Genomic DNA, 24,004 nt, shown 5'->3' with positions numbered 1-24,004 from the left:
TACCAGGGTGGTGGTTGCAGGGCTCCAAGAGAACGCACATGGGTTAAACATAGCCTCAGATTGTAGCGGATGGCCTGTTGCGGACCTGACAAAGCGTGGCTTGATCTGCGCGTAAACCCTTTGTCTTCAGCTTGTAGGCGCTGTCTATACTTTTCGCAAGGAAAAATGCATGACTTCACAACAATTGATCTTGAGCTTGGTGCTGGCCACCATGGTGTTTTCGGTGTCGCTGGAGCTTCGGATCGAGGACTTCAGGCGGGTCGCCCAAGCCCCCCGAGCGGTCTTGTGCGGCTTGATTCCCCAGTTCATTCTCTTGCCGGTGGGCACTTGGCTGGCCACGCTGGCGCTGGATCTGCCCGCCAACGTGGAGGCGGCCATGATTTTGGTGGCGGCCTGCCCCGGCGGCAGCTTGAGCAACGTCATCACCCACATGGGACGGGGCAACACGGCCTTGTCGGTCAGCATCTCTGCCGTGGCCAGTTTGATTGCGCTGTTTGCGACGCCTTTCAACTTCAGCTGGATGATTGCTGCCAACCCTGAAACCGCATCCTGGTTGCGTGAGTTGTCCATCGATCCGTCCGGCATTTGGCTGAGTTTGTTGATGGTCTTGGGCATTCCGCTGGCGCTGGGTCTGCTGTTCTCGCACCGCTTGCCACTGCTGACCCAGCGCATCCGCAAGCCCATGGGCAACTTTGCTGTGGGCGCTTTGATCTTGTTCATCGTGGCGGGTCTCATCAAGGAACGGCAGTTGCTGACGCTGGGCCTCTTGCCCACCTTTTTGATTGTGGTGTTGCACAACGCCAGCGGCCTGTTTTTGGGCTGGGCCACCGCCAAGTCCATGGGCATGACCGAGCGCGACCGCAGGGCCATCATGATTGAAGGCGGCATGCAGAACTCGGGCCTGGCGCTGGGCATCATTGCCTTGCAGTTTGGCAGCGATCTGGGCATGGTCACCTTGGCCAGCCTTTGGGGCATTTGGCACATCGTCAGCGGCCTGGGACTGGCTTTTTATTGGAAGAGAAAAGATGCTCGATTGCTTGATTAAGAACGGCACCGTGGTGGACGGCACGGGTGCGCCGGCCTTTGTGGCCGATGTGGGGGTGAAAGGCGGCCGCATTGTGGCGGTGGGCCAAGTGGACCAACCCGCCTTGCAAACCGTGGACGCCCATGGCCTGTGGATCACGCCCGGTTTTGTGGACATTCACACTCACTACGACGGCCAAGTGACCTGGGACGAGTGCTTCACACCCAGTATTTACCACGGTGTCACCACGCTGCTCATGGGCAACTGCGGTGTGGGTTTTGCGCCCAAACGCCCGGGCCACGAGGGCGACCTGATCAAGCTGATGGAGGGCGTTGAAGACATTCCTGGTGCCGCGCTGCACGAGGGCATCCGCTGGAACTGGGAAAACTTTCCGCAGTACATGGACGCGCTGGCCGCCACGCCGCGCAGCCTGGACTATTTGGTGCAGGTGCCGCACGACCCCTTGCGCATGTATGTGATGAAGGAGCGCGCCCTGGCCCACGAAAAGGCCACTCGGCAAGACATCGAGGCCATGCGCGCCCTCTTGCGCGAAGCCCTGCAGGCCGGTGCCGCCGGTTTCAGCACCGGGCGCAGCGACAACCACCGCACCTCCGAGGGCAAGGACACACCTGCCGCGAATGCGGGCAACGACGAGTTGACGGGCCTGGCCCAGGCCTTTGAGGGCTTGGGCCACGGTGTCGTGCAGATCGTGAGTGACTTCAACCTGCTGAACGGCCCCGATCAGTTTGACGCCGAGTTCGACAGCGTGGAGGCGCTGGCGCGGGCCAGCGGCAAGCCGGTGTCCATGACCTGGCTGCAACGCGACCCGGGTGGCGAGCAATACCTGAAGATCCAGCAGCGGGTCGAAGCGGCGGTGCAAGCGGGTCTGCCGCTGTTCATGCAAACGGCGGTTCGGGGCATTGGCGTGCTCAATGGGCTGGACGCGAGCTTTCACCCTTTCATGGGTTTCCCGTCTTACAAAGAAGTGGCGCATTTGCCTTTGCCAGAGCGCGCCCAGGCGCTGCGCGATCCGGCGCGCAAGGCCCGCATCTTGTCGGAAAAGTCCGAGCGTCTTGCTGGAGACGGCAGCGCCATCCCGCCGCTGGTGGACATTTTGCTGGCCAAAATTGAGATCATCAGTGGGCGCATGTTCGCGCTGGAGGACACCCTCAATTACGAGCCCTCGGTCATGCAGAGCTTTCTGGTGCGGGCCAAGCAGGCGGGCATCACGCCGCTGGCGGCGATTTACGACCACCTGAGTGCGGGCACCGGCGAAGGCCTGATTTACTTCCCGATCTTCAATTACAACGAGGGCTCGCTCGACGCGGTGCGCCGCATGCTGGCCCACCCCAGAGCGCTCAGCAGCCTGAGCGATGCAGGCGCCCACGTGGGCACGGTGTGCGATGCCAGCTTCCCGACCTTCATGCTCACACACTGGGTGCGCGATCGGGGGCGCGAATCCCTACCCCTGGAAACCGCGATCGAAATGCTCACGAGCCGCAATGCCCGGTACCTAGGCTTGTCCGACCGTGGCGTGATCGCGCCGGGCATGCGTGCCGACCTGAATGCCATCGACCCCAAGCGTTTGAGCGTGGGCCTGCCGAAACTGGTGCGTGACCTGCCTGCAGGCGGCAAGCGCTTTGTGCAAAAGGCTGAGGGTTATGTGGCCACTTGGGTGGCGGGTGAGCAGGTGCAGCGCGAAGGTGAGATCACCGCGGCTCGCCCGGGGCGCTTGGTGCGCATGGGCCAAAACTGACGCGCTTCATTTTTGAAACGTCTGACGTAAAAAGCCCGACCACCATGGCAGGTGCCGGGCTTTGTCCTTCGCGCAGTTTGATCAGCCCAGGGCTTTGACGACCGCATCACCCATTTCGCGGGTGCCCACCTTGGTGGTGCCTTCGCTGTAAATGTCGCCAGTGCGAAGGCCTTGGGCCAGCACTTTTTGCACTGCGGCTTCGATGCGCTCGGCGGCTTCGCCTTGGTTCAAGCTGAAGCGCAGCATCATGGCTGCAGACAAGATGGTCGCCAGTGGGTTGGCCACGCCTTTGCCGGCGATGTCAGGGGCGCTGCCGTGGCTGGGTTCGTACAAACCTTGGTTCTTGGTATTCAGGCTGGCCGAAGGCAGCATGCCGATCGAGCCGGTGAGCATGGACGCTTCGTCAGACAAGATGTCGCCAAACATATTGCCGGTGACCACCACGTCAAAGCGCTTGGGTTCTTTGACCAGTTGCATGGCGGCGTTGTCCACGTACATGTGGTCGAGCGCGATGTCGGGGTATTGCTGGCCCACTTCGGTGACCACGTCTTTCCAGAACTGGAAGGTCTCGAGCACGTTGGCTTTGTCCACGCTGGTCACGCGGCCCTCAAAGCCTGCGGCTTTGCGCTTGCGCGCAGCCTGGAAGGCCACATGGGCGATGCGCTCGATCTCTGGCTTGGCGTAGCGCATGGTGTCGAAGGCTTCTTCGGCGCCGGGGAAGTGGCCGTCGGTGGCCACACGTCGGCCGCGTGGCTGGCCGAAGTAAATGTCGCCCGTGAGCTCGCGGATGATCAGGATGTCCAGACCCGAAATCAGCTCAGGCTTGAGGCTGGAAGCGCCCACCAGTTGTTCGTAGCAGATGGCAGGGCGGAAGTTGGCGAACAGGCCCATGTTTTTGCGCAGGCCCAAAATGGCTTGCTCGGGGCGCAGAGGCCGGTCGAGTTTGTCGTACTTCCAGTCGCCCACCGCGCCAAAAAGCACGGCGTCAGACGCCATGGCCAGCTTGAGCGTCGCCTCAGGCAGGGGATGGCCAAACGCGTCGTAGGCCGCGCCGCCGACCAAGGCGGTTTCCATCTCGAACTTCAGGTCGAGCGTGTTCAAAACTTTGACGGCTTCGGCGACGATTTCGGTGCCGATGCCATCACCGGGGAGGACTGCGATTTTCATGAAAGTTCCAGAGTTCTTTAGGCGTTGACGGCGGTGTGAGCCAACCAAGGCTTGGTGGCCAGGCGTTCGGCTTCAAAGGCCTTGATTTTGTCGGCATGGCGCAAGGTCAAGCCGATGTCGTCCAGACCGTTGAGCAGGCAGTACTTGCGGAAAGCCTGCACTTCGAAGGGGATCTCTTCGCCTTGGGGGCGCACGACCACTTGACGCGCCAGGTCGACCGTGAGTTCGTAGCCGGGGAAGGCGGCCACTTCATTGAACAGGAGGTCGACGGCGGCTTCGGGCAGCACGATGGGCAACAGGCCGTTTTTGAAGCAGTTGTTGAAGAAGATGTCGGCAAAGCTGGGTGCGATCACGCAGCGAAAGCCGTATTGGTCGATGGCCCAGGGGGCGTGTTCGCGGCTGGAGCCGCAGCCAAAGTTCTTGCGGGCCAACAGAACTTTGGCGCCTTTGTAGCGCGGCTGGTTCAGCATGAAGTCGGGGTTGGGCTTGCGGTCGGACTCGGGCACGCCGGGCTGACCGACATCGAGGTAGCGCCATTCGTCAAACAGGTTGGGACCAAAGCCAGTCTTGCGGATCGACTTGAGGAACTGCTTGGGGATGATGGCATCGGTGTCCACGTTGGCGCGGTCCATCGGGGCCACGATGCCTTTGAGGAGGGTGAATTTCTGCATGTTGTGGTTCCTCGAGCGCTTCAGGCGAATTTGCGGATGTCAACAAAGTGGCCATGCACAGCCGCAGCGGCGGCCATGGCGGGGCTGACCAGGTGGGTGCGGCCACCCGCACCCTGACGGCCTTCGAAGTTGCGGTTGCTGGTCGAGGCGCAGCGCTCACCGGGCTCCAGGCGGTCGGCGTTCATGGCCAGGCACATGGAGCAGCCTGGCTCGCGCCATTCAAAGCCTGCAGCCTTGAAGATCTCGTGCAGACCTTCGCGCTCGGCTTGTTCTTTGACCAAGCCCGAGCCGGGCACGACCATGGCCAGTTTGACGTTTTTGGCCACTTTTTGGCCGAGCTTTTTGACCACCGCAGCGGCTTCGCGCATGTCTTCGATGCGGCTGTTGGTGCACGACCCGATGAACACCTTGTCGATGGTGATGTCGGACAGTGCTTTGCCGGGCTGCAGTCCCATGTAAGTGAGTGCACGTTCAATGGCGTCGCGCTTGACGTCGTCTTTTTCTTTGTCGGGGTCGGGCGTGTGGCCGTCGATGCCCAGCACCATTTCAGGCGAAGTGCCCCAGGTGACTTGCGGCACGATGGCGCTGGCGTCCAGCTCGACCACGGCATCAAAGTGCGCGCCCGGGTCGGACTGCAGGGTCTTCCAGTAGGCCACGGCCTGGTCCCACTCCACACCCGTGGGCGAGAGCAAACGGCCTTTGACGTACTCGATGGTTTTCTCGTCCACGGCCACCAGACCAGCCCGCGCGCCGCCTTCGATGGCCATGTTGCAGACCGTCATGCGGCCTTCCATGGAGAGGCTGCGGATGGCCGAGCCTGCGAATTCAATGGTGTAGCCGGTGCCGCCCGCAGTGCCGATCTTGCCGATGATGGCCAGCACGATGTCTTTGCCGGTGATGCCTTTGGCCAGGTTGCCCTCAACCTTGATGAGCATGTTCTTGGCTTTTTTGGCCAAGAGTGTTTGCGTGGCCATGACGTGCTCGACCTCGGAGGTGCCGATGCCGTGGGCCAAAGCGCCGAATGCGCCGTGGGTGGAGGTGTGCGAGTCGCCGCAGACCACGGTCATGCCGGGCAGGGTGGCGCCGTTTTCAGGGCCAATGACGTGCACGATGCCCTGTCGCTTGGACAGGAATGGGAAGAAGGCGGCAGAGCCGAACTCCTTCATGTTGGCATCCAGCGTGGTGATTTGTTCTTTGCTGATCGGGTCGGTGATGCCGTCGTAGCCCAGTTCCCAGCCGGTGGTGGGGGTGTTGTGGTCGGCAGTCGCCACGATGGAGCTGACACGCCAGACTTTGCGGCCCGCTTGGCGAATGCCTTCGAAGGCTTGGGGGCTGGTGACTTCGTGCACCAAATGGCGGTCGATGTAGAGGACGGAGGTGCCGTCTTCTTCGGTGTGGACGACGTGTTCGTCCCAGATTTTGTCGTAAAGCGTGCGTGCCATGGGGTTTCCTTGCTGTGCAGCCTGCCATTTTATGCGGTTCGCATGCTTGCCTTGTCACTCTTGCTCTTCACATTTACAGCTTTGCGCAGGCAGAGTTCACGAAGTATCAGCCTAGCAAGGACTGGAGCGACCGTATCCGTGGCCTGCCAGGCCTCATCAGTCGCTTCGCGCCAGCAAATCGGCCTGGCAGCCCCGGACCGCAACCGACCAAGTGGTTAATTTCCCCATGAAAAAAGCCCGCACAAGGCGGGCTTTCGGGGCTCGGGTGTTGACCGATCAACGCTGCACGTCGCGGCGGGGTGAGCCAGTGAACAACTGACGTGGGCGGCCGATTTTGTATTCTGGGTCGCTGATCATTTCGTTCAGTTGGGCGATCCAACCGACGGTGCGGGCCAAGGCGAACACGCCCGTGAACAGGTTCACGGGGATGCCGATGGCGCGCTGCACGATGCCGGAGTAGAAGTCCACGTTGGGGTAGAGCTTGCGGCTGACGAAGTAGTCGTCTTCCAAAGCGATTTTTTCCAGAGCCTTGGCCAACTTGAACAGGGGATCGTTTTCGAGACCCAGTTCTTTCAACACTTCATCGCAAGTTTCTTGCATCAGCTTGGCGCGGGGGTCGTAGTTTTTGTAAACGCGGTGACCAAAGCCCATGAGCTTGACACCGGAATTTTTGTCTTTGACCTTTTCCATGAACTCACCCACTTTGGTGATGCCACCCATCTTCTGGATGTCTTCCAACATGTTCAGGCAAGCCTCATTGGCGCCACCGTGGGCAGGGCCCCAGAGGCAGGCCACACCGGCAGCAATGGCGGCAAATGGGTTGGTGCCGGAAGAGCCGCACAGGCGAACGGTGGAAGTCGACGCGTTTTGCTCGTGGTCTGCGTGCAAGGTGAAGATGCGGTCCATGGCGCGTTCGAGCACAGGGTTGACCACGTAGTCTTCGCACGGAACGCCAAACATCATGCGCAAGAAATTACCGGAATAGCTCAGGTTGTTTTGCGGGTACATGAAGGGCTGACCCACGCCGTATTTGTAGGCCATGGCCACCAGGGTGGGCATTTTGGCGATCAAACGGATCGCTGCAATGTGGCGGTGCTCAGGGTTGTTGATGTCGGTGCTGTCATGGTAGAAGGCCGATAAAGCGCCGATCAGGCCTGTCAACACGGCCATCGGGTGCGCATCACGGCGAAAGCCACGCAGGAAGAACTGCATTTGCTCGTTGACCATGGTGTGCTGATTCACCAGCTTGTGGAAGTCCTTGCTTTGCTGACCCACGGGCAATTCGCCGTTCAACAGCAAATAGCAGGTGTCCAAGAAGTCGGCTTTGTGGGCCAGCTGTTCAATGGGATAGCCGCGGTACAGCAGCTCGCCCTTGTCGCCGTCGATGTAGGTGATGGCCGATTGGCAAGAGGCGGTAGACAGGAAACCCGGGTCGTAGGTGAACATGCCGCTTTGACCATACAGCTTGCGGATGTCGATGACATCCGGGCCGATGTTGCCCGAATACACGGGCATGTCGATGCTGGGGCTGCCATTGGAGAACGACAGGGTGGCTTTGTTATCGGCAAGTTTCATGGTGGGTTTCCTCTAAGTTTCCAGGTGCGAACCGATCAGGGTTCACGCTCTCAGCATGTTCAGGACTTCAAGCACCTCTTCGGTGCTGATCTCGGTTTGCAGTTCCTTTCGGCGCAGCAACAAGTCCATGAGATCGTTGTCAGACAAGTCCATCAGCACGTACATGCCCCGGGCCTGACCAACCGTCAAGCTTTGGGCGTGACGGTTGAAGAAGCGCTCGATGAACAAATCGTTCTCGAGCAAACCGCGTCGGCTGCGCCAGCGCAGCTTGCTGAGCGAGCGCTCGCTCAACGGTGAGAGGCGCTCAGCGCCGACCAGCGACGCGTCTTCCAGGATGGGGGTGACGGTCATCAGACAGCGCGGCGAACCATCATCTCTTTGATCTTGCCAATCGCCTTGGTGGGGTTCAGACCCTTGGGGCAGACATCGACGCAGTTCATGATGGTGTGGCAGCGGAACAAACGGTAGGGGTCTTCCAGGTTGTCCAGGCGCTCGGCGGTGGCTTCGTCGCGGCTGTCGGCGATGAAGCGGTAAGCCTGCAACAAACCAGCGGGGCCGACAAACTTGTCGGGGTTCCACCAGAAGCTGGGGCAGCTGGTCGAGCAGCTGGCGCACAAGATGCATTCGTACAAGCCGTTCAGCTCGTCACGCTCTTCCGGGCTTTGCAGGCGCTCGGTTTCGGGCGGGATGGTGCTGTTGATCAAGTAAGGCTTGATCGAGTGGTATTGCTTGAAGAACTGGGTCATGTCCACGATCACGTCTCGGATCACGGGCAGGCCGGGCAGGGGCTTCAAGACGATGGTGCCCGGCAAGGTGTTCATGTTGGTCAAACATGCCAAACCGTTTTTGCCGTTGATGTTCATCGCGTCGGAGCCGCACACGCCTTCGCGGCAAGAGCGGCGGAACGAAATGCTGGGATCCACAGCTTTGAGCTTCATCAGGGCGTCCAGCAACATGCGCTCGTTGCCGTCCAGTTCGACCTGGATGGTTTGCATGTAAGGCTTGGCGTCCTTGTCGGGGTCGTAGCGGTAGATTTGGAAGGTGCGTAGGGTCATGAAAGAACTCCTGGTGTATTCGGGGGTGGACCGCCACCCAAGGTGTGCGGTCCCAGCAACGTTTAGAAAGTGCGAACCTTGGGTGGCACGGAGTCCACAGTCAGGGGCTTGAGCTTGACCGGCTTGTAGGTCAGGCTGTTGTCGGCGCTGTGCCACAGGGTGTGCTTCATCCAGTTGGCATCGTCGCGTCCCAATGGGGCCACGGCGTCGTCCACTGGGCGCTCGTAATCGCTCACGGTGTGAGCACCACGGCACTCACGGCGGGCAGCGGCAGACACCATGGTGGACTGCGCGGCTTCGATCAGGTTGTCCACTTCCAAGGCTTCGATGCGGGCGGTGTTGAACACTTTAGAGGTGTCCTTCAGACCGATGGCATTGACGCGCTCGCGGATGGCGGCGATCTTTTGAACGCCTTCGTCCATAGAAGCTTGGGTGCGGAACACGCCAGCGTGCAACTGCATGGCGGCACGCATGTCGTTGGCCACGTCTTGGGCGTATTCGCCGCCACGGCCTTCGAGCTTGTTCAGTCGGCCCAATGTGTAATCCGCGGCATCGGCGGGCAATGGCTTGTGCGACTTGGTTTTGGAGGCGAAGTCGACAATGTGGTTACCCGCTGCGCGGCCAAACACCAGCAGATCGAGCAGCGAGTTGGTGCCCAGGCGGTTGGCGCCGTGCACCGACACACAAGAGCATTCACCGACGGCGTACAAACCATTGACCACGGCGTTGTGGTCGGTGGCGTTTTGCGTCACAACTTGGCCGTTGATGTTGGTGGGGATGCCGCCCATCTGGTAGTGGATGGTGGGCACCACAGGGATGGGTTCTTTGGTGATGTCGACGTTGGCGAAGTTGACGCCGATTTCGTACACCGAGGGCAGGCGCTTGTGGATGGTTTCGGCGCCCAGGTGGTCGAGTTTGAGAAACACGAAATCCTTGTTGGGACCGCAGCCACGGCCTTCCTTGATTTCCTGGTCCATGCAGCGCGACACGAAGTCGCGTGGGGCCAGGTCTTTCAGGGTGGGTGCATAGCGCTCCATGAAGCGTTCGCCATTGCTGTTGAGCAAGATGGCGCCTTCACCACGGCAGCCTTCGGTCAAGAGCACGCCAGCACCCGCCACGCCTGTGGGGTGGAATTGCCAGAATTCCATGTCTTCCAAAGGAATGCCAGCGCGCGCTGCCATGCCCAAGCCGTCACCGGTGTTGATGAAGGCGTTGGTGGAAGCGGCATAAATGCGGCCTGCGCCTCCGGTGGCCATCAGCACGGTCTTGGCGTGCAAGACGTGCAGGTCGCCGGTTTCCATCTCCAAGGCTGTCACGCCCACCACGTCGCCTTCGGCGTCGCGGATCAGGTCCAGCGCCATCCACTCCACAAAGAAGCTGGTTTTGGCCGCGACGTTTTGCTGGTACAGGGTGTGCAGCATGGCGTGGCCGGTGCGGTCAGCGGCAGCGCAAGCGCGTTGCACAGGCTTTTCACCGTAGTTGGCGGTGTGGCCGCCAAATGGGCGCTGGTAGATGGTGCCGTCGGGGTTGCGGTCAAACGGCATGCCCATGTGCTCCAGGTCGTACACGACCTTGGGCGCTTCGCGGCACATGAATTCGATCGCATCTTGGTCGCCGAGCCAGTCGGAGCCCTTGATGGTGTCGTAGAAGTGGTAGTGCCAGTTGTCGTCGGACATGTTGCCCAAGCTGGCACCGATCCCGCCTTGGGCGGCCACGGTGTGTGAACGTGTTGGGAACACTTTGGACAGGACAGCTACATTGAGGCCAGCACGGGCCAGCTGCAGCGAGGCACGCATGCCCGAACCACCGGCGCCGACGATCACGACGTCAAACTTGCGGGTGGTGATTTTGTCTTTGGTATAGCTCATGGGTAAATGGGTAGGTGTGGTTTCAGCGCAATGAAAATGAGGGCTGACGCATCAAAGGCGCCACAGGGCCTGAACAGACCAACCAGCACAGCCGATCAGCCAAACCAGGGTGAAAACATGCAAAACCAGGCGCACAGCCAAGGGTTTGACATAGTCCATCCAGATGTCGCGCATGCCCACCCAGACGTGGTAGAGCAAAGCGATGATCACGGAGAAAGTGAGGACCTTCATCCACTGTGAGGCAAAAATACCTGCCCATTCTTCGTAGCCGATGGGGCCGGAGGTGAAGATCACTTGGGCCAGCAAGACCACAGTGAACAAAGCCATCAGGGCGGCAGTCACTCGTTGGGCCAGCCAGTCACGAAAGCCGTAGCCAGCACCGGTCACGATGCGTTTGGAGCCGTAGTTCACAGACGACATGTTGCAATTCCTTGTTGTTATGGTGGGGTGCGAGATCAGTACAAGCCGAACAGCTTGGCCGCCAACACGGCGGTCAAGCCCAGACTCAACACCAATGTGGCCACGGCTGAAGATTTACCGAATTCCTTGCTCACGGCATGGAATGCGTCCATGTAAATGTGGCGAATGCCCGCGATGAAGTGGTGCAAATAAGCCCAGATCAGTGTCAGAGCCACCAATTTGAAGAACCAGCCAGGCACAAAGCCGAAGCCCAGACTGAAGGCGGCGGAGAGCTTGGCGAACGAAATTTCTGAAGTGATGGAATGGTCAAACATCCAGATGATCAAGGGCATCAGCACAAACATCAAAAAACCACTGATGCGGTGCAAGATGGACACGATGCCGGCGGCAGGCAGGCGGTAAGTAGGCAGGTCTTTGAGGGCGTTGATGTTGCGGAATTCAGGCCGCTTGCGGGCGAGTTCAGTCATGTGTGTACTTTCTGGGTGTAACGCGTTCGTGACATGGATAACAAACCGATGGATTCTATTGCAACGCAGCAAACTGACATGAGCATTTCAGTGACAGTTTGAACATTTTTGTGGGTCGTGTGCTGCTTTCAATTCAATGCGTTGTGATAGTGGTGTGTGTCGGTGCGGTAAAAGCCGCGTCGCAACTCCATCGGCGTGTCGTTGTAGGTGTAGGCTATGCGTTCCACGCTCAAGAGGGGCGTGTGGGTCGATAAATGCAGCAATTCCCTTTGCGTTTTGTCAGGTAAAACGGCCCTGATTTTTTCATCGGCCCGCACCATGCGGACACCAAATTCGGTTTCAAAAAGCGCGTACATCGGGCCGTTGTAACCCGACAGTCTTTCGGCGGTCAAACCTTTGAAGGGCGCGCCGGGCAGCCACAAATCTTCCAAGATGGTGGGTACATTTGCAAACGAAAGAACACGCCTGACTTGCAGCACGGTATCCCCCGAGCGCAGCGCCAAAGCTCGGGCGATCTCGGCCGTGGCTCTCAGGCGCTTGCAGTCCACGATGTGGCGTTGGGCGGGCCCTTCGGTGTTCAGGTCGCCTTGGTCGGGAACCAGTTTCAAAAAACGGTACTGCACCTGATGCTCGGCATGGGTCGCCACAAAGGTGCCCTTGCCCTGTTTGCGGATCAGCAGGTGTTCGCTGGCCAATTCATCGATGGCTTTTCGCACCGTGCCTTGGCTGACGCGGTAGCGCGTTGCCAATTCCATTTCGCTGGGGATGGATTCGCCGGGCTTCCATTCACGGGCTTGGAGACTTTGCAGGATCAAACCTTTGATCTGCTGGTAAAGCGGGCTGAAAGCAGGGGTGGCCAGCGATGGTTCGGTCGCTCCAGCGGGTGCTTCGTTCAAAGTCATGGGGTTGTTCATGGAAAAAGCAAGGCGTGCGTGCCGGTTGCAAATCAAGTGAAGCATCATATCTTATATAAGACATAAGACAAATTGACGATTTGGAGTTTTCGCGGGTACACTCAGCGGCTGTTTGCTTGCGCCGTGACCTCTTTCAATGGATCACTGGCGTGTATCCGGTCTGCCGGATGGCCCTGCCGACACGATTGTTGGCAATGGACTGCAACCCTTGTTTTCAACCTCTCGGAGTTCTCCACATGAAAAAGCCCGTCCGCGTTGCCGTTACCGGCGCAGCAGGTCAAATCGGTTACGCATTGTTGTTCCGCATCGCCTCCGGCGAAATGCTGGGCAAAGACCAGCCCGTCATCCTGCAATTGCTGGAAGTGCCTGTTGAAGGCCCGCAAAAAGCGCTCAAGGGCGTGATGATGGAACTGGAAGACTGCGCCTTCCCATTGCTCGTCGGCATGGAAGCCCACGGCGACCCGATGACCGCTTTCAAGGACGTGGACTACGCTTTGCTGGTCGGTTCGCGCCCACGCGGCCCCGGCATGGAGCGTGCCGAGTTGCTGGCCATCAATGGCGCCATCTTCACCGCGCAGGGCAAGGCCTTGAACGCCGTGGCTTCGCGTGACGTCAAAGTGCTGGTCGTGGGCAATCCCGCCAACACCAATGCCTACATTGCCATGAAAGCCGCGCCCGACCTCAAGCCCGGCAATTTCACCGCCATGCTGCGTTTGGACCACAACCGTGCTTTGTCGCAAATCGCTGCAAAAACCGGTAAAGCCGTGGCCGACATCGAAAAACTGTGCGTCTGGGGCAACCACTCGCCCACCATGTACGCCGATTACCGTTTCGCCACCATCAAGGGCGAGTCGGTCAAGGCCATGATCAACGACCAGGAATGGAACGCCAACGTGTTCCTGCCCACCGTGGGCAAGCGCGGCGCGGCCATCATCGAGGCGCGTGGCCTGTCTTCGGCCGCATCGGCTGCCAACGCCGCCATCGACCACATGCGCGACTGGGCTCTGGGCACCCACGGCAAGTGGGTCACCATGGGCATTCCGTCACAAGGCTGGTATGGCATCCCCAAGGACGTCATGTTCGGCTTCCCTGTCACTTGCGAAAATGGCCAGTACAAAGTGGTGGAAGGTCTGGACATCGACGCTTTCAGCCAAGGCTGCATCGACAAGACACTGAAAGAGTTGACCGACGAGCAAGCTGGCGTGGCCCACTTGATCTGATCGCCATTCTTCAGAGACCCTCAGTGAGCCATCCTCGCGACGTCCTGTTGGGAGCACAAGCCGGAAGCGTTCAGCTGCCGGTTTGTGACCATTACAGCGGGGTGGAGGCGAGGATGCGTAAAAGCTTGCAGCTGCAAGCCGACATGACGCAAGAGTTTGGCACTTGCGTTTTTGATGTCACTTTAGATTGTGAAGACGGCGCGCCTGTGGGCGCAGAAGCCGAGCATGCTGCGCTGGTCACTGAGTTGGCTGCAGGCGCAGCACCCAAGGCCCGCGTGGGCGTTCGCGTCCATCCCGTTGATCACCCCAGTTTTCAGGCCGACATGGCCACCATTGCAGGCCGCGCGGCCAACCGCTTGACGCACATCATGGTGCCCAAAGTCGAGTCGGTGGCCGATGTGCACACGGCCGAGCAGGCTTTGACAGCGGCAGGAGCCGTTGATTTGCCCTTGCATGTGCTGATCGAATCGCCCGCTGCCGTGCACCGTGCTTTTGACATTGCGGCCCATCCCCGTGTGCAGTCCATCAGTTTTGGTTTGATGGACTTTGTGTCTGCGCACGGTGGTGCCATCCCAGCCGATGGCATGGGCATTGAGGGGCAATTCACCCATCCGCTGGTGCTGCGCGCCAAGCTCGAGATCGCCAGCGCCTGCCATGCCCATGGCAAAGTGCCCTCGCATTGCGTGGTGACCGAATTCAAGAACACCGATGCGGTTCGCGTGGCTGCTCAAAAAGCAGCCCGAGAGTTGGGTTACACCCGCATGTGGAGCATTCACCCCGATCAGATACGCCCCATTCTGGAGGCCATGGCACCCAGTGAGGCGCAGATTGAGCAAGCTTGCCGGATCATCTTGGCCGCCCAAGCGGCAGATTGGGCCCCGATCAGCCACGCGGGTCAATTACACGACCGCGCCAGTTACCGATTTTTTTGGCAACTGATCACCCGCGCTCACCAGACAGGTTGTTCTTTAGCGCCTGAGGTGCAGATGTTTTTTGATGCTTCTTCGGCCAGCGGGGGTGCAAAATGAGATGGCACTCCTGGGTTCGTGGGTTTGGCTGCATGCTCTCTTGGGTGGTGGTTTTGACCCTTCCCGCTGGGGCGCAGAGTCCATCTCAGGCGCAGGCCAAGTCCAATTCCAAACCTCAAGCCAAAGCCCACAGCAAGCCATCGACGGCGGCACCCCAAAACAAGCTTTTGCCACGTGCCGTTTCCGCGGACACCACAGCCCAATTGCAAGCCATGGCGGCGGCCCAAGCTGCGGCCCAAGCTGCAGCCCGTTCTGCCGCTTTGCTGGTGTCAAACACCCCTGCGGGCGCTGACATTGCTGTGCCCGCAGCGGTTGCGCAGCCCGATGCTGTGGTTCACCCGCAGCCAGCGCATGCCATCGAATTGACGCCTGCAACACCCCCAGAAACAAAGGTGTTGCCCGCCGTCGCCCCCGAGTTGTTGATCGCTCAGCAAATTCACCAAGGCCACTTGCCCTGCGAGCTGGGTGCCAGCGTTCGCATCGAAGCCGATGCGACCCAGCCTGGTTTTTTCCATGTGCATGGCAAAGGCTTCAGGTACCGGATGTTCCCTGTTCAAACCAGCACTGGAGCCTTGCGACTGGAAGACAAAAAAGCAGGTGCTGTTTGGCTCCAGTTGGCCAACAAATCCATGCTGATGGATCAGAAAAGGGGCCGACGTTTGGCGGATGAGTGCGCTCATCCTGATCAATTGGCCTATGCCGAAACCATGAAAACCAATCCCCCGCCCAGCCTGATCGACACCAAAGGCTTGGGGCGATAACCCTTGAAACCTCGACTTACCGGAGAAAAACCATGTTGAAAGCCTACCGTGAACACGCCGCCGAACGCGCTGCTTTGGGCATCCCGCCCCTGCCTTTGGATGCCAAGCAAACCGCCGAATTGATCGAGTTGATCAAGGCGCCCGCTGCTGGCGAAGAGGCGTTTTTGATGGACTTGATGACCCACCGCGTGCCACCGGGCGTGGACGACGCTGCCAAGGTCAAGGCCTCCTTTTTGGCCGCTGTGGCCCATGGCGAAATCAAGGTGGGCTTGATTTCCAAAGCCAAGGCCACCGAGTTGCTCGGCACCATGGTGGGCGGCTACAACGTGCACCCGCTGATCGAGTTGCTCGACGATGCCGAAGTGGCCACTGAAGCCGCTCAAGCTCTGAAGAAAACATTGTTGATGTTCGACTTTTTCAACGACGTCGCCGAAAAAGCCAAGGCCGGAAACGCCAAGGCCCAAGAAGTCATGCAAAGCTGGGCCGAGGCCGAGTGGTTCACGAGCCGCCCTGAAGTCGAGAAAAAAATCACCATCACCGTGTTCAAGGTGCCGGGCGAGACCAACACAGACGACCTGTCGCCCGCGCCCGACGCCTGGAGCCGCCCCGACATCCCGCTGCACTACCTGGCGATGTTGAAAAACACCCGCGAAGGCGCACCGTTCAAGCCCGAAGAAGACGGCAAGCGTGGCCCCATGGCCATGATCGAAGAGCTCAAGAAAAAAGGCCACTTGCTGTCTTACGTGGGTGACGTGGTCGGCACAGGTTCCAGCCGCAAGTCCGCCACCAACAGCATCATCTGGGGCTTTGGTGAAGACATTCCCTTTGTGCCCAACAAGCGCTTTGGCGGTGTGACTTTGGGCGGCAAAATCGCCCCCATCTTTTTCAACACCCAAGAAGACTCCGGCGCATTGCCCATCGAAGCCGACGTGTCGGGCTTGAACATGGGCGATGTGGTTGACGTCTTGCCCTACGAAGGCAAGATCGTGAAGAACGGCGAGACCGTGACCACTTTCCAGCTCAAGAGCGATGTGCTGTTTGACGAAGTGCGCGCTGGCGGCCGCATCAACTTGATCATTGGCCGCTCGCTCACCGCCAAGGCGCGTGAGTTCTTGGGTCTGCCCGCTTCCACCGTGTTCCGCTTGCCCACCGTGCCCACATCGACCAAGGCCGGTTTCACCTTGGCCCAGAAAATGGTCGGCCGTGCGGTCGGTTTGCCAGAAGGCCAGGGCGTGCGCCCCGGCACTTACTGCGAACCCAAGATGACCACCGTGGGTTCACAAGACACCACCGGCCCCATGACCCGCGACGAGTTGAAAGACCTGGCCTGCCTGGGCTTCAGCGCCGACATGGTCATGCAGTCCTTCTGCCACACCGCCGCTTACCCCAAGGCCGTGGACGTCAAGACCCACCGCGAACTGCCGGCCTTCATCAGCAACCGCGGCGGCGTGTCCTTGCGCCCCGGTGACGGCGTGATCCACAGTTGGCTCAACCGCTTGCTCTTGCCCGACACCGTCGGTACCGGTGGCGATTCGCACACCCGTTTCCCCATCGGTATTTCCTTCCCAGCAGGCTCGGGCTTGGTGGCCTTTGGCGCGGCCACGGGCGTGATGCCTTTGGACATGCCTGAGTCTATTCTTGTGCGCTTCAAAGGCGACATGCAGCCCGGCGTGACCCTGCGCGATTTGGTGCACGCGATTCCTTTGTACGCCATCAAGAAGGGTCTGCTGACCGTGGCCAAGTCCGGCAAGATCAACGAGTTCTCGGGTCGCATCTTGGAAATCGAAGGTCTGCCCAACCTGAAGGTCGAGCAAGCGTTTGAATTGTCCGACGCCTCCGCCGAGCGCTCGGCCGCGGGTTGCACGATCAAGCTGAACAAAGAGCCGGTTCAGGAGTACCTGAAGTCCAACATCGTGCTCATGCAAAACATGATCGCCAACGGCTACGAGGACAAGCGCACGCTGCAGCGCCGCATCGAGAAGGTCCAGGCCTGGCTCGACGCGCCCAACCTGCTCGAAGCCGACAAGGACGCCGAGTACGCGCACGTCATCGAGATCGACATGAACGAGATCAAAGAGCCGATCCTGTGCTGCCCCAACGACCCGGACGACGCCAAGTTCTTGTCCGATGTGGCCGGCACCAAGATCGACGAAGCCTTCATCGGTTCGTGCATGACCAACATCGGTCACTTCCGCGCAGCTGCCAAGCTGCTCGGCGGCAGCCGCGACATCCCGGTCAAGCTGTGGGTCGCCCCACCGACCAAGATGGACGAGAGCGAGTTGATCAAGGAAGGCCATTACGCCAACTTCGGCGCCGCCGGTGCCCGGACTGAAATGCCCGGCTGCTCGCTGTGCATGGGCAACCAAGCCCAAGTGCGCGAAGGCGCCACGGTGGTGTCCACCAGCACCCGCAACTTCCCCAACCGTTTGGGCAAGAACACCAACGTGTTTTTGGCCTCCGCCGAGTTGGCGGCGATCGCGTCCAAGCTGGGCCACATCCCGACTGTGGCCGAGTACCACGAAGCCATGGGCATCGTGAACAAGGACAACGCGGCGATATACAAGTACCTGAACTTCAACCAGATTGAAGAGTACGTGGAGAACGCCAAGGGTGTGACGGCGTAAGCGAAGGTCCCACGCTGAGCGCACAAACGGCCCTTCGGGGCCGTTTGCGTTGGTGAGCACAGTGGGGACGACCTCTGGATCAATGACCAGTGTTCCTCCACTTGGGCTACGCTGTATTCTTTGACCAGTTTCCTCCCTCTTTAGGGGGGCACAAGAACACCTTGGAGACTTCTCAATGGCTTTTGCTTTTCATGGCCTCAGGGTCTGCGCTTTCCTCACAGCCATGGCCTTGATGGCCTCTGCGCAAGCTCAATCCGATTGTCGGCCAGCGCCCGCGGGCGTGGCCCAGTTGCTTGAAATTCGACCCGGCTTTCATCGGGTCCGAGGGCCATTGGCCGAGTTCGATCCCTGCCACCGTTCCGTTCAACTGTCGATGCCAGGTCTTTTTGCGGACAAGCTGGCCGACAAGCCGCCTTTGATGATCATTGCCCACGGGGGCAATGGACCCGGATCTGCCGAGCAGGAAATGGTTCGGCGGATGAATGCGCGCGGTGTGGCCACCTTGTTGTTTGATGCCTATGAGATGAACGGCTTTCAGTACCGTGGCACCGCGCTGTTTTTGACGGGCGCCACCAATGAATCGCGCCAGCGCATGATCTTCAAAGCCACCCTTGGGGCTTACCACTGGATTCGTCAAAACGCCCGCGTTGATACCACGCGCCTGTACATCCACGGCTTGTCCAACGGCGGCAGTGTGGCGCTGAACATGGCCGCTGTGGTGGATCCGGCGCATGTCCGGATGGTGTTTTCTGAAGGGGCGCCTTCGGCAGGCATTGGCATGCCGGATCAGATCCGGGTGCCCCTGAAAATGGTGTTCGGCAAGATCGACAATTACGGCGGCAGAACGGCAGACGACTGGATGCACCTGCGTACCGACCCCTGTGTGGTGAATCTGCCCGCCGAAGGCGCGGCGCCAGGCACGGCCCAACGCTGTAGCCTTCAGGTCCATCCAACGGCGCAGGGGCTTTCGCCTTTCCAATGGGGAGAGCAGCTCCAGTCCGAGGGACAGCCGGTGGAGTTCTGGTTCTACGACGAAGCGGCCCATGGTTTGTTAGCGGGACCGATCGATCGAGGTATGCGCACTTACGGTTCCGGCCCCACGGCTTCGCAACGCTTTGGTTGGATTGGCGCGAGTTCCAATGCAGCCAACCGTTTTGTCGCTGACCTGATGAAGGCCATCAAAGCGAGTTACCTCTGAATCTTGAGCGCTTGTAGACCCAGAAGGCTGAGTCAGGGTGCGTCTTTGACCCACCGATGCATGTCCGAGCACAGACCATGGTCAATCTGCGGGCTTTGGGGCGGGGGCCAAGTAAAGCGTAAGGTAGAAGCACTTTTTTGGAGAACACATGCTTAACCGCCGCCATTTTCTGGGTACAGGCCTGGCCAGTGCCACCGCCTTGACCTTTTCTTCTGTTTGGTCCCAAAACACACCCCAGTTCGGCGCACCCGACTTGCCCTCGGTGGGCTTTCGGCGCATGAAATTGGGGGCCATGGAGGTCATTGCCCTGAACGATGGCGCGGTGCGCCGCCCACTGGGCCAAGAGTTTGTGCCTGCTGTACCCCTCGACCAAGTCAAGGCGCTGCTGGCTTCGCAAAACCTGCCCACCGATTACATCGATGTGCCGTACACCCCGTTCTTGTTGATCAACGGCAACCAGCGTTATTTGTTTGACACCGGTTTTGCCGACAACGGCCCCCCCACCACGGGCAAGTTGCTGGGCAACCTGGCCGCAGCGGGTTTCAAGCCTGAGGACATCAACAACGTGGTGTTGAGCCATTTTCACGGTGATCACATCAACGGCTTGCGCTTCAAAAACGGCAATTTGGTCTACCCCAACGCCCGCGTGCATGTGCCGGCGCCCGAACACGCATTTTGGACGGACGAAGCCCGCATCGCGGCAGCGCCTGCCCAGATGCAAGGGGCCTTTGGGGCCGTCAAGCGTGCCTTGACGGGCTTGACGCCAGACCAATTGGTCAAGTTCGAGCCGGGCAGCACCTTGGCCCCCGGCATCCAGTCGGTGGCCGCCTTTGGCCATACCCCTGGCCACACTTTGTTCACGGCACGTTCTGAAGGCCAGTCGTTTGCCTATGTGGCCGACATCACCAACGTGCCATCCTTGTTTGCCCGCAACCCTGATTGGGCAGTGCTCTTTGACATGAACCCTGAAATGGCCCGCCAAAGCCGCCGCCGCATTTTTGACATGTTGGTCAAAGACAAAATGATGGCCGGTGGTTTTCACTTCCCATTCCCGGCCTTTGGTTCCATCACCCCATCGGGCAATGGTTACCAGTTTGTGCCGGTGGCCTGAGCCCATCTCAGAAGCGGCATCCCCCAAAGCCCGCGCCCAACAGCGCGGGCTTTTTTGTGTCCGTTTTGAACAGTCACATGCCATGCGCTTGGCTAATATGGTTGAAGTACCGAAAGTTTGAGCCTATGGCGCAAGCGGTACGCCTTGTTTTGTCGGAGAAACCATGCAATTCACCACCTTAGGCCAAAGTCCCCTGAAAGTTTCCCGCCTGTGCTTGGGCACCATGATGTTCGGTGACCAAACGCCGCTGGAAGATGCCCGCGCCATCGTGGCCGATGCCTACGATAAAGGCTGCAACTTCATCGACACCGCTGACGTGTACACACGGGGCATGTCCGAGGAGATGGTGGGCCAAATCCTCAAGGGTCAGCGCCAGCACTGGGTCTTGGCCAGCAAGGTCGGTAACCCGATGTCGGACCATCCCAACCAGCAAGGCTACTCGCGCAGTTGGATGCTGCGTGCTTGCGAAGACAGCTTGCGCCGCTTGGACACCGATCACTTGGACATTTATTACCTGCACCGCGACTACAACGGCATGCACTTGGAGGAGCCGTTGCGGGCCATCGAGGCCTTGTTGCGCGACGGCAAGATTCGATATTGGGGTGTCTCCAACTTCAGGGGGTGGCGCATTGCCGAGATGGTGAACATGGCGCGCCAGATGAACATGCCGGGTCCTGTGGTGTGCCAGCCTTATTACAACCTGCTCAACCGCTTGCCCGAGGTGGAAATTTTGGAGGCCTGTGGTCACTACGGCTTGGGCGTGGTGCCCTACAGCCCGATTGCGCGCGGCGTGTTGACGGGCAAATATGCCCCCGGTCAGACGCCTGCAGAGGGCAGTCGCGTCGCTCGGGGTGACAAACGCATTTTGGAGACCGAGTTCCGCGAGGAGTCCTTGCAGGTGGCCCAAGTTTTGTTGCAGCATTGCAAGCGCAAAGGCGTGTCTTTGGCACACTTTGCAACGGCTTGGGTCTTGGCCAACCGCCATGTGAGTGCGGTCATCGCAGGCCCGCGCACCTTGGACCAGTGGCAAGACTACGCCGGGGCGCTGCAGGTGCAGATCACCGCCGAAGACGAAGCCTTGGTGAACAGCTTGGTGGCTCAGGGTCATCCGTCCACGCCAGGTTACAACGATCCTTCCTATCCCATGAATGGGCGCTGAAACTGCCTGATGCTTTGCAGCAGGCCAAACTTGGGTTTGCCGCACAATCCAAGCATGGCAAGCCAAGAGCATAAACAGGTGGTGATCGCGGGCGGCGGCATAGGCGGCTTGGCCGCTGCCGTGGCGTGTGCCCAAAGCGGCGTGCAGGTGAAGTTGCTGGAACACGCACCGCAGCTGAGCGAGGTGGGCGCGGGCATCCAGATCGGGCCGAATGTGACGCGCATTTTGCAGGTGTGGGGCTTGGGCGCAGCGCTGTCGCAAGTGGCCGCTTTCCCGGAGGCTTTGCAAGCGCGTGATGCCCAAACCGGGCGGGTGCTGGGCACGCTGACTTTGGGCGCACGGGCGCAGGCCAGGTATGGCGCGCCTTACGCCACCCTCCACCGGGCCGATTTGCAGGGCTTGTTGCACCGGGCGGCGCAGAGCGCTGGGGTGGACATGCTGCTGGGTCAGACCGTGAAAGGTTGGCTGGACAGCGAAGCGGCTTTGCAAGTGAACACGGCGCAAGGCCTCAGCCTGCAGGCCAGCGCCTTGATCGGGGCCGATGGCGTGTGGAGCAGGGTGCGCCAGCAGATGCTGGGCGACGTCCCGCCAAGCTTTACCGGGCACCTGGCGTATCGGGCACTTGTAGCCCAGGCCGATTTGCCCGGGCACTTGCGCAGCGACCAGGTCACCGTGTGGATGGGGCCGCGGCTGCATGTGGTGCATTACCCGGTTCGCAGCGGGCAGTGGCTCAACCTGGTAGCCATCGTGCATGGCGTCAAGCCAGAACAAGCCCAAGAAGCTCAAGGATGGGACCAGGTCGGGCATACCTTGGCGCTGATGCAGGCCATGGGCGCGGTAGGGCGCGATTTGCACGAGCGTTTGGCATCGGTGCCCGCTTGGCGGCAGTGGGCGCTGCACGACCGTGCGCCCTTGAGTGCTGCTGGCCAAATGGCCCAAGGCCGCGTGGCTTTGTTGGGCGACGCGGCGCACCCCATGCGACCGTATTTGGCCCAAGGCGCTGGCATGGCCATCGAAGACGCACAGGCCTTGGCGCAGAACTTGAGCAAGCGCAGCGCGGCGGTGCCCGACAAGCTGCAGGCCTATGCCGATCAACGCTGGGCGCGCAACGCACGGGTGCAAGCGCGTGCCATCCGCAACGGCCGCATCTTCCATGCTCAAGGTGCGCTGGCGCTGGGGCGCAACCTGTCGATGCAGCTTTTGGGCGAGCGGGTGATGGATGTGCCTTGGTTGTATGGCGGCGGGCCAATTTCGGACAGTCAATCCACTTTCAGGGACTTTTCTTCATGACGCCACGTCCATCCCATCCATGCGCCACAGCCTTGGTGCGTGCTGCAGCCATGAGCGCGGTGTTGGCCGCCTTTGGCTTTGGCCCTACAGCCTGGGCGCAAAGCACCGATTTGTCAGCTTGCATGGCCGAGTTGCGTCCGGCCGCCCGCACGGGAAAGGTGAGTGACGCCACTTGGGCGCGTCACACGGCGGGGCTGCAGGCCGACTTCAGCGTCATCGAAAAGCTGAATTTCCAGCCCGAATTTCGCATGCCCATTTGGGATTACATGTCGGCCTTGGTCGATGACGAGCGTGTGGCCGATGGCGCTGCGCGTTTGGCTCAGCACCGCCAGGCGCTGGCGCGTGCCGAAGAGCGCTTTGGTGTCGACCCGGCCACCGTGGTGGCGGTGTGGGGCGTGGAGAGTAATTTTGGTCAGACCTTTGGCAAATACCCGCTGGTACAAGCACTGGGCACGCTGTCGTGTCATGGGCGGCGTCAAAGCTTTTTCAGGGGCGAATTTTTCGCGGCGCTGCGCATTTTGCAAGCCGGACACATCGCACCCGAGCGCTTGGTGGGCTCTTGGGCAGGGGCCTTTGGCCACACCCAATTCATGCCCACCACGTTTGAACGCTTGGCGGTGGACTTTGACGGCGACGGTCGCGCCGACCTGATGGACAGCCCTGTGGATGCGCTGGGCTCAACCGCCAACTTTTTGGCCCGTGCCGGTTGGCAAAGTGGCTTGACGTGGGGCATCGAGGTGAAGCTCCCCACGGGCATTTCTTGGGCAGGGGAGGGGCGTCGAACCAAACGCCCAGTGGCCGATTGGACAGCTCGGGGCGTTCGGCGCGCCGATGGTTCAGCCTTGCCAGAAAGCTTGGGTTCAGTGGGCTTGCTGACCTTGGCCGGTGCCAACGGCCCAGCGTTTTTAGTGACGCGTAACTTCGATGCGCTTTACAGCTACAACGCGGCCGAAAGCTATGGATTGGCGATTGCCCACCTGAGTGACCGCCTGCGCGGCGCAGGCCCATTCGCCACGCCATGGCCAACCGACGACGCAGGCCTGTCGCGGGCCGAGCGACGTGAGTTGCAGGGCCTGCTGACCCTGCGCGGTCACGACATTGGCCCCATCGACGGGATGCTGGGCGACAAATCGCGCCAGGCGATTCGCGCCGAACAGCAACGCCTGGGCCACGAGGCCAATGGCCGTGGTGGCCAAAAAATCCTCAGGGCTTTGCGTGGGGGTTGAGTGCCCGCTGGGTCGTCTATCGCCAGAC

The 24,004-nt window shown here is 60.2% G+C and carries 21 protein-coding genes; 11 read left to right on the top strand and 10 right to left on the bottom strand.

Annotation, left to right across the window (positions count from 1 at the left end; genetic code table 11):
• The first annotated feature begins 169 nt into the window (after positions 1-169).
• Both B472_RS11275 and B472_RS11270 read left to right on the top strand, forming a co-directional pair.
• Positions 170-1,045: a bile acid:sodium symporter family protein gene (locus B472_RS11275; RefSeq protein WP_019427027.1), complete on the top strand. Its 876-nt coding sequence runs from the start codon at positions 170-172 to the stop codon at positions 1,043-1,045.
• On the top strand, positions 1,026-2,780 hold the full coding sequence (locus B472_RS11270; RefSeq protein ID WP_019427026.1) for an amidohydrolase family protein: 1,755 nt from the start codon (positions 1,026-1,028) through the stop codon (positions 2,778-2,780). Before B472_RS11275 ends, B472_RS11270 begins: the two co-directional genes overlap by 20 nt.
• 81 nt (positions 2,781-2,861) lie before the next feature.
• Here B472_RS11270 and leuB read toward each other — a convergent pair whose 3' ends face one another.
• The 10 genes from leuB to B472_RS11220 all read right to left on the bottom strand — a co-directional run bounded on the left by leuB (position 2,862) and on the right by B472_RS11220 (position 12,359).
• The gene (leuB, locus tag B472_RS11265; protein WP_019427025.1) at positions 2,862-3,947 is read right to left on the bottom strand and encodes a 3-isopropylmalate dehydrogenase; all 1,086 of its coding nucleotides are present in this window, start codon (positions 3,945-3,947) and stop codon (positions 2,862-2,864) included.
• A gap of 17 nt (positions 3,948-3,964) precedes the next feature.
• Complete coding sequence (gene leuD, locus B472_RS11260) at positions 3,965-4,618, bottom strand: 3-isopropylmalate dehydratase small subunit (RefSeq protein WP_019427024.1); 654 nt, start codon at positions 4,616-4,618, stop codon at positions 3,965-3,967.
• 20 nt (positions 4,619-4,638) lie between these two features.
• Positions 4,639-6,060, bottom strand: a complete 1,422-nt coding sequence (gene leuC / locus B472_RS11255) for a 3-isopropylmalate dehydratase large subunit (protein WP_019427023.1) — start codon at positions 6,058-6,060, stop codon at positions 4,639-4,641.
• A 276-nt stretch (positions 6,061-6,336) separates the two neighbouring features.
• Positions 6,337-7,635, bottom strand: coding sequence for a citrate synthase (locus B472_RS11250; protein ID WP_019427022.1), 1,299 nt, complete (start codon positions 7,633-7,635; stop codon positions 6,337-6,339).
• A 42-nt stretch (positions 7,636-7,677) separates the two neighbouring features.
• A complete protein-coding gene (locus B472_RS11245; RefSeq protein ID WP_019427021.1) occupies positions 7,678-7,986 on the bottom strand; it encodes a succinate dehydrogenase assembly factor 2 in 309 nt (102 codons plus the stop codon).
• Positions 7,986-8,690, bottom strand: coding sequence for a succinate dehydrogenase iron-sulfur subunit (locus tag B472_RS11240; RefSeq protein WP_019427020.1), 705 nt, complete (start codon positions 8,688-8,690; stop codon positions 7,986-7,988). Before B472_RS11240 ends, B472_RS11245 begins: the two co-directional genes overlap by 1 nt.
• Positions 8,691-8,752: 62 nt before the next feature.
• Positions 8,753-10,558 carry a succinate dehydrogenase flavoprotein subunit gene (gene sdhA, locus B472_RS11235; protein ID WP_019427019.1) on the bottom strand — a complete coding sequence of 602 codons (1,806 nt, stop codon included), beginning with the start codon at positions 10,556-10,558 and terminating at the stop codon, positions 8,753-8,755.
• Positions 10,559-10,609: 51 nt separating this feature from the next.
• Complete coding sequence (gene sdhD / locus B472_RS11230) at positions 10,610-10,978, bottom strand: succinate dehydrogenase, hydrophobic membrane anchor protein (RefSeq protein ID WP_019427018.1); 369 nt, start codon at positions 10,976-10,978, stop codon at positions 10,610-10,612.
• Positions 10,979-11,013: 35 nt separating this feature from the next.
• Positions 11,014-11,445: a succinate dehydrogenase, cytochrome b556 subunit gene (sdhC, locus tag B472_RS11225; protein WP_019427017.1), complete on the bottom strand. Its 432-nt coding sequence runs from the start codon at positions 11,443-11,445 to the stop codon at positions 11,014-11,016.
• 128 nt (positions 11,446-11,573) lie between these two features.
• A complete protein-coding gene (locus B472_RS11220) occupies positions 11,574-12,359 on the bottom strand; it encodes a GntR family transcriptional regulator (protein ID WP_026039547.1) in 786 nt (261 codons plus the stop codon).
• A 236-nt stretch (positions 12,360-12,595) separates the two neighbouring features.
• On the opposite strand from B472_RS11220, the gene B472_RS11215 reads away from it, so the two are divergent.
• The 9 genes from B472_RS11215 to B472_RS11175 all read left to right on the top strand — a co-directional run bounded on the left by B472_RS11215 (position 12,596) and on the right by B472_RS11175 (position 23,976).
• Complete coding sequence (locus tag B472_RS11215) at positions 12,596-13,579, top strand: malate dehydrogenase (RefSeq protein WP_019427015.1); 984 nt, start codon at positions 12,596-12,598, stop codon at positions 13,577-13,579.
• A complete protein-coding gene (locus tag B472_RS11210) occupies positions 13,576-14,607 on the top strand; it encodes a CoA ester lyase (RefSeq protein ID WP_116798667.1) in 1,032 nt (343 codons plus the stop codon). Before B472_RS11215 ends, B472_RS11210 begins: the two co-directional genes overlap by 4 nt.
• Positions 14,604-15,368, top strand: a complete 765-nt coding sequence (locus B472_RS11205) for a hypothetical protein (RefSeq protein WP_238147436.1) — start codon at positions 14,604-14,606, stop codon at positions 15,366-15,368. Before B472_RS11210 ends, B472_RS11205 begins: the two co-directional genes overlap by 4 nt.
• Positions 15,369-15,400: 32 nt before the next feature.
• Entirely contained in the window at positions 15,401-17,992 is a 2,592-nt protein-coding gene (gene acnB / locus B472_RS11200; protein WP_019427012.1) for a bifunctional aconitate hydratase 2/2-methylisocitrate dehydratase, read from the top strand.
• 175 nt (positions 17,993-18,167) lie between these two features.
• Positions 18,168-19,190, top strand: coding sequence for a S9 family peptidase (locus B472_RS11195; protein ID WP_019427011.1), 1,023 nt, complete (start codon positions 18,168-18,170; stop codon positions 19,188-19,190).
• A gap of 148 nt (positions 19,191-19,338) precedes the next feature.
• Positions 19,339-20,301, top strand: a complete 963-nt coding sequence (locus tag B472_RS11190) for an MBL fold metallo-hydrolase (protein WP_019427010.1) — start codon at positions 19,339-19,341, stop codon at positions 20,299-20,301.
• A 163-nt stretch (positions 20,302-20,464) separates the two neighbouring features.
• On the top strand, positions 20,465-21,460 hold the full coding sequence (locus B472_RS11185) for an aldo/keto reductase (protein WP_019427009.1): 996 nt from the start codon (positions 20,465-20,467) through the stop codon (positions 21,458-21,460).
• A 54-nt stretch (positions 21,461-21,514) separates the two neighbouring features.
• A complete protein-coding gene (locus B472_RS11180; protein ID WP_019427008.1) occupies positions 21,515-22,750 on the top strand; it encodes an FAD-dependent monooxygenase in 1,236 nt (411 codons plus the stop codon).
• Positions 22,747-23,976 carry a lytic murein transglycosylase gene (locus B472_RS11175; RefSeq protein WP_019427007.1) on the top strand — a complete coding sequence of 410 codons (1,230 nt, stop codon included), beginning with the start codon at positions 22,747-22,749 and terminating at the stop codon, positions 23,974-23,976. Before B472_RS11180 ends, B472_RS11175 begins: the two co-directional genes overlap by 4 nt.
• Positions 23,977-24,004 lie beyond the last annotated feature (28 nt).

The sequence above is a fragment of the Limnohabitans sp. Rim28 genome, assembly GCF_000293865.2.
Lineage (GTDB): Bacteria > Pseudomonadota > Gammaproteobacteria > Burkholderiales > Burkholderiaceae_C > Limnohabitans_A.
The sequence above is the reverse complement of the archived record's forward strand: the minus strand, read 5'-3'. Positions and strand labels throughout refer to the sequence as shown.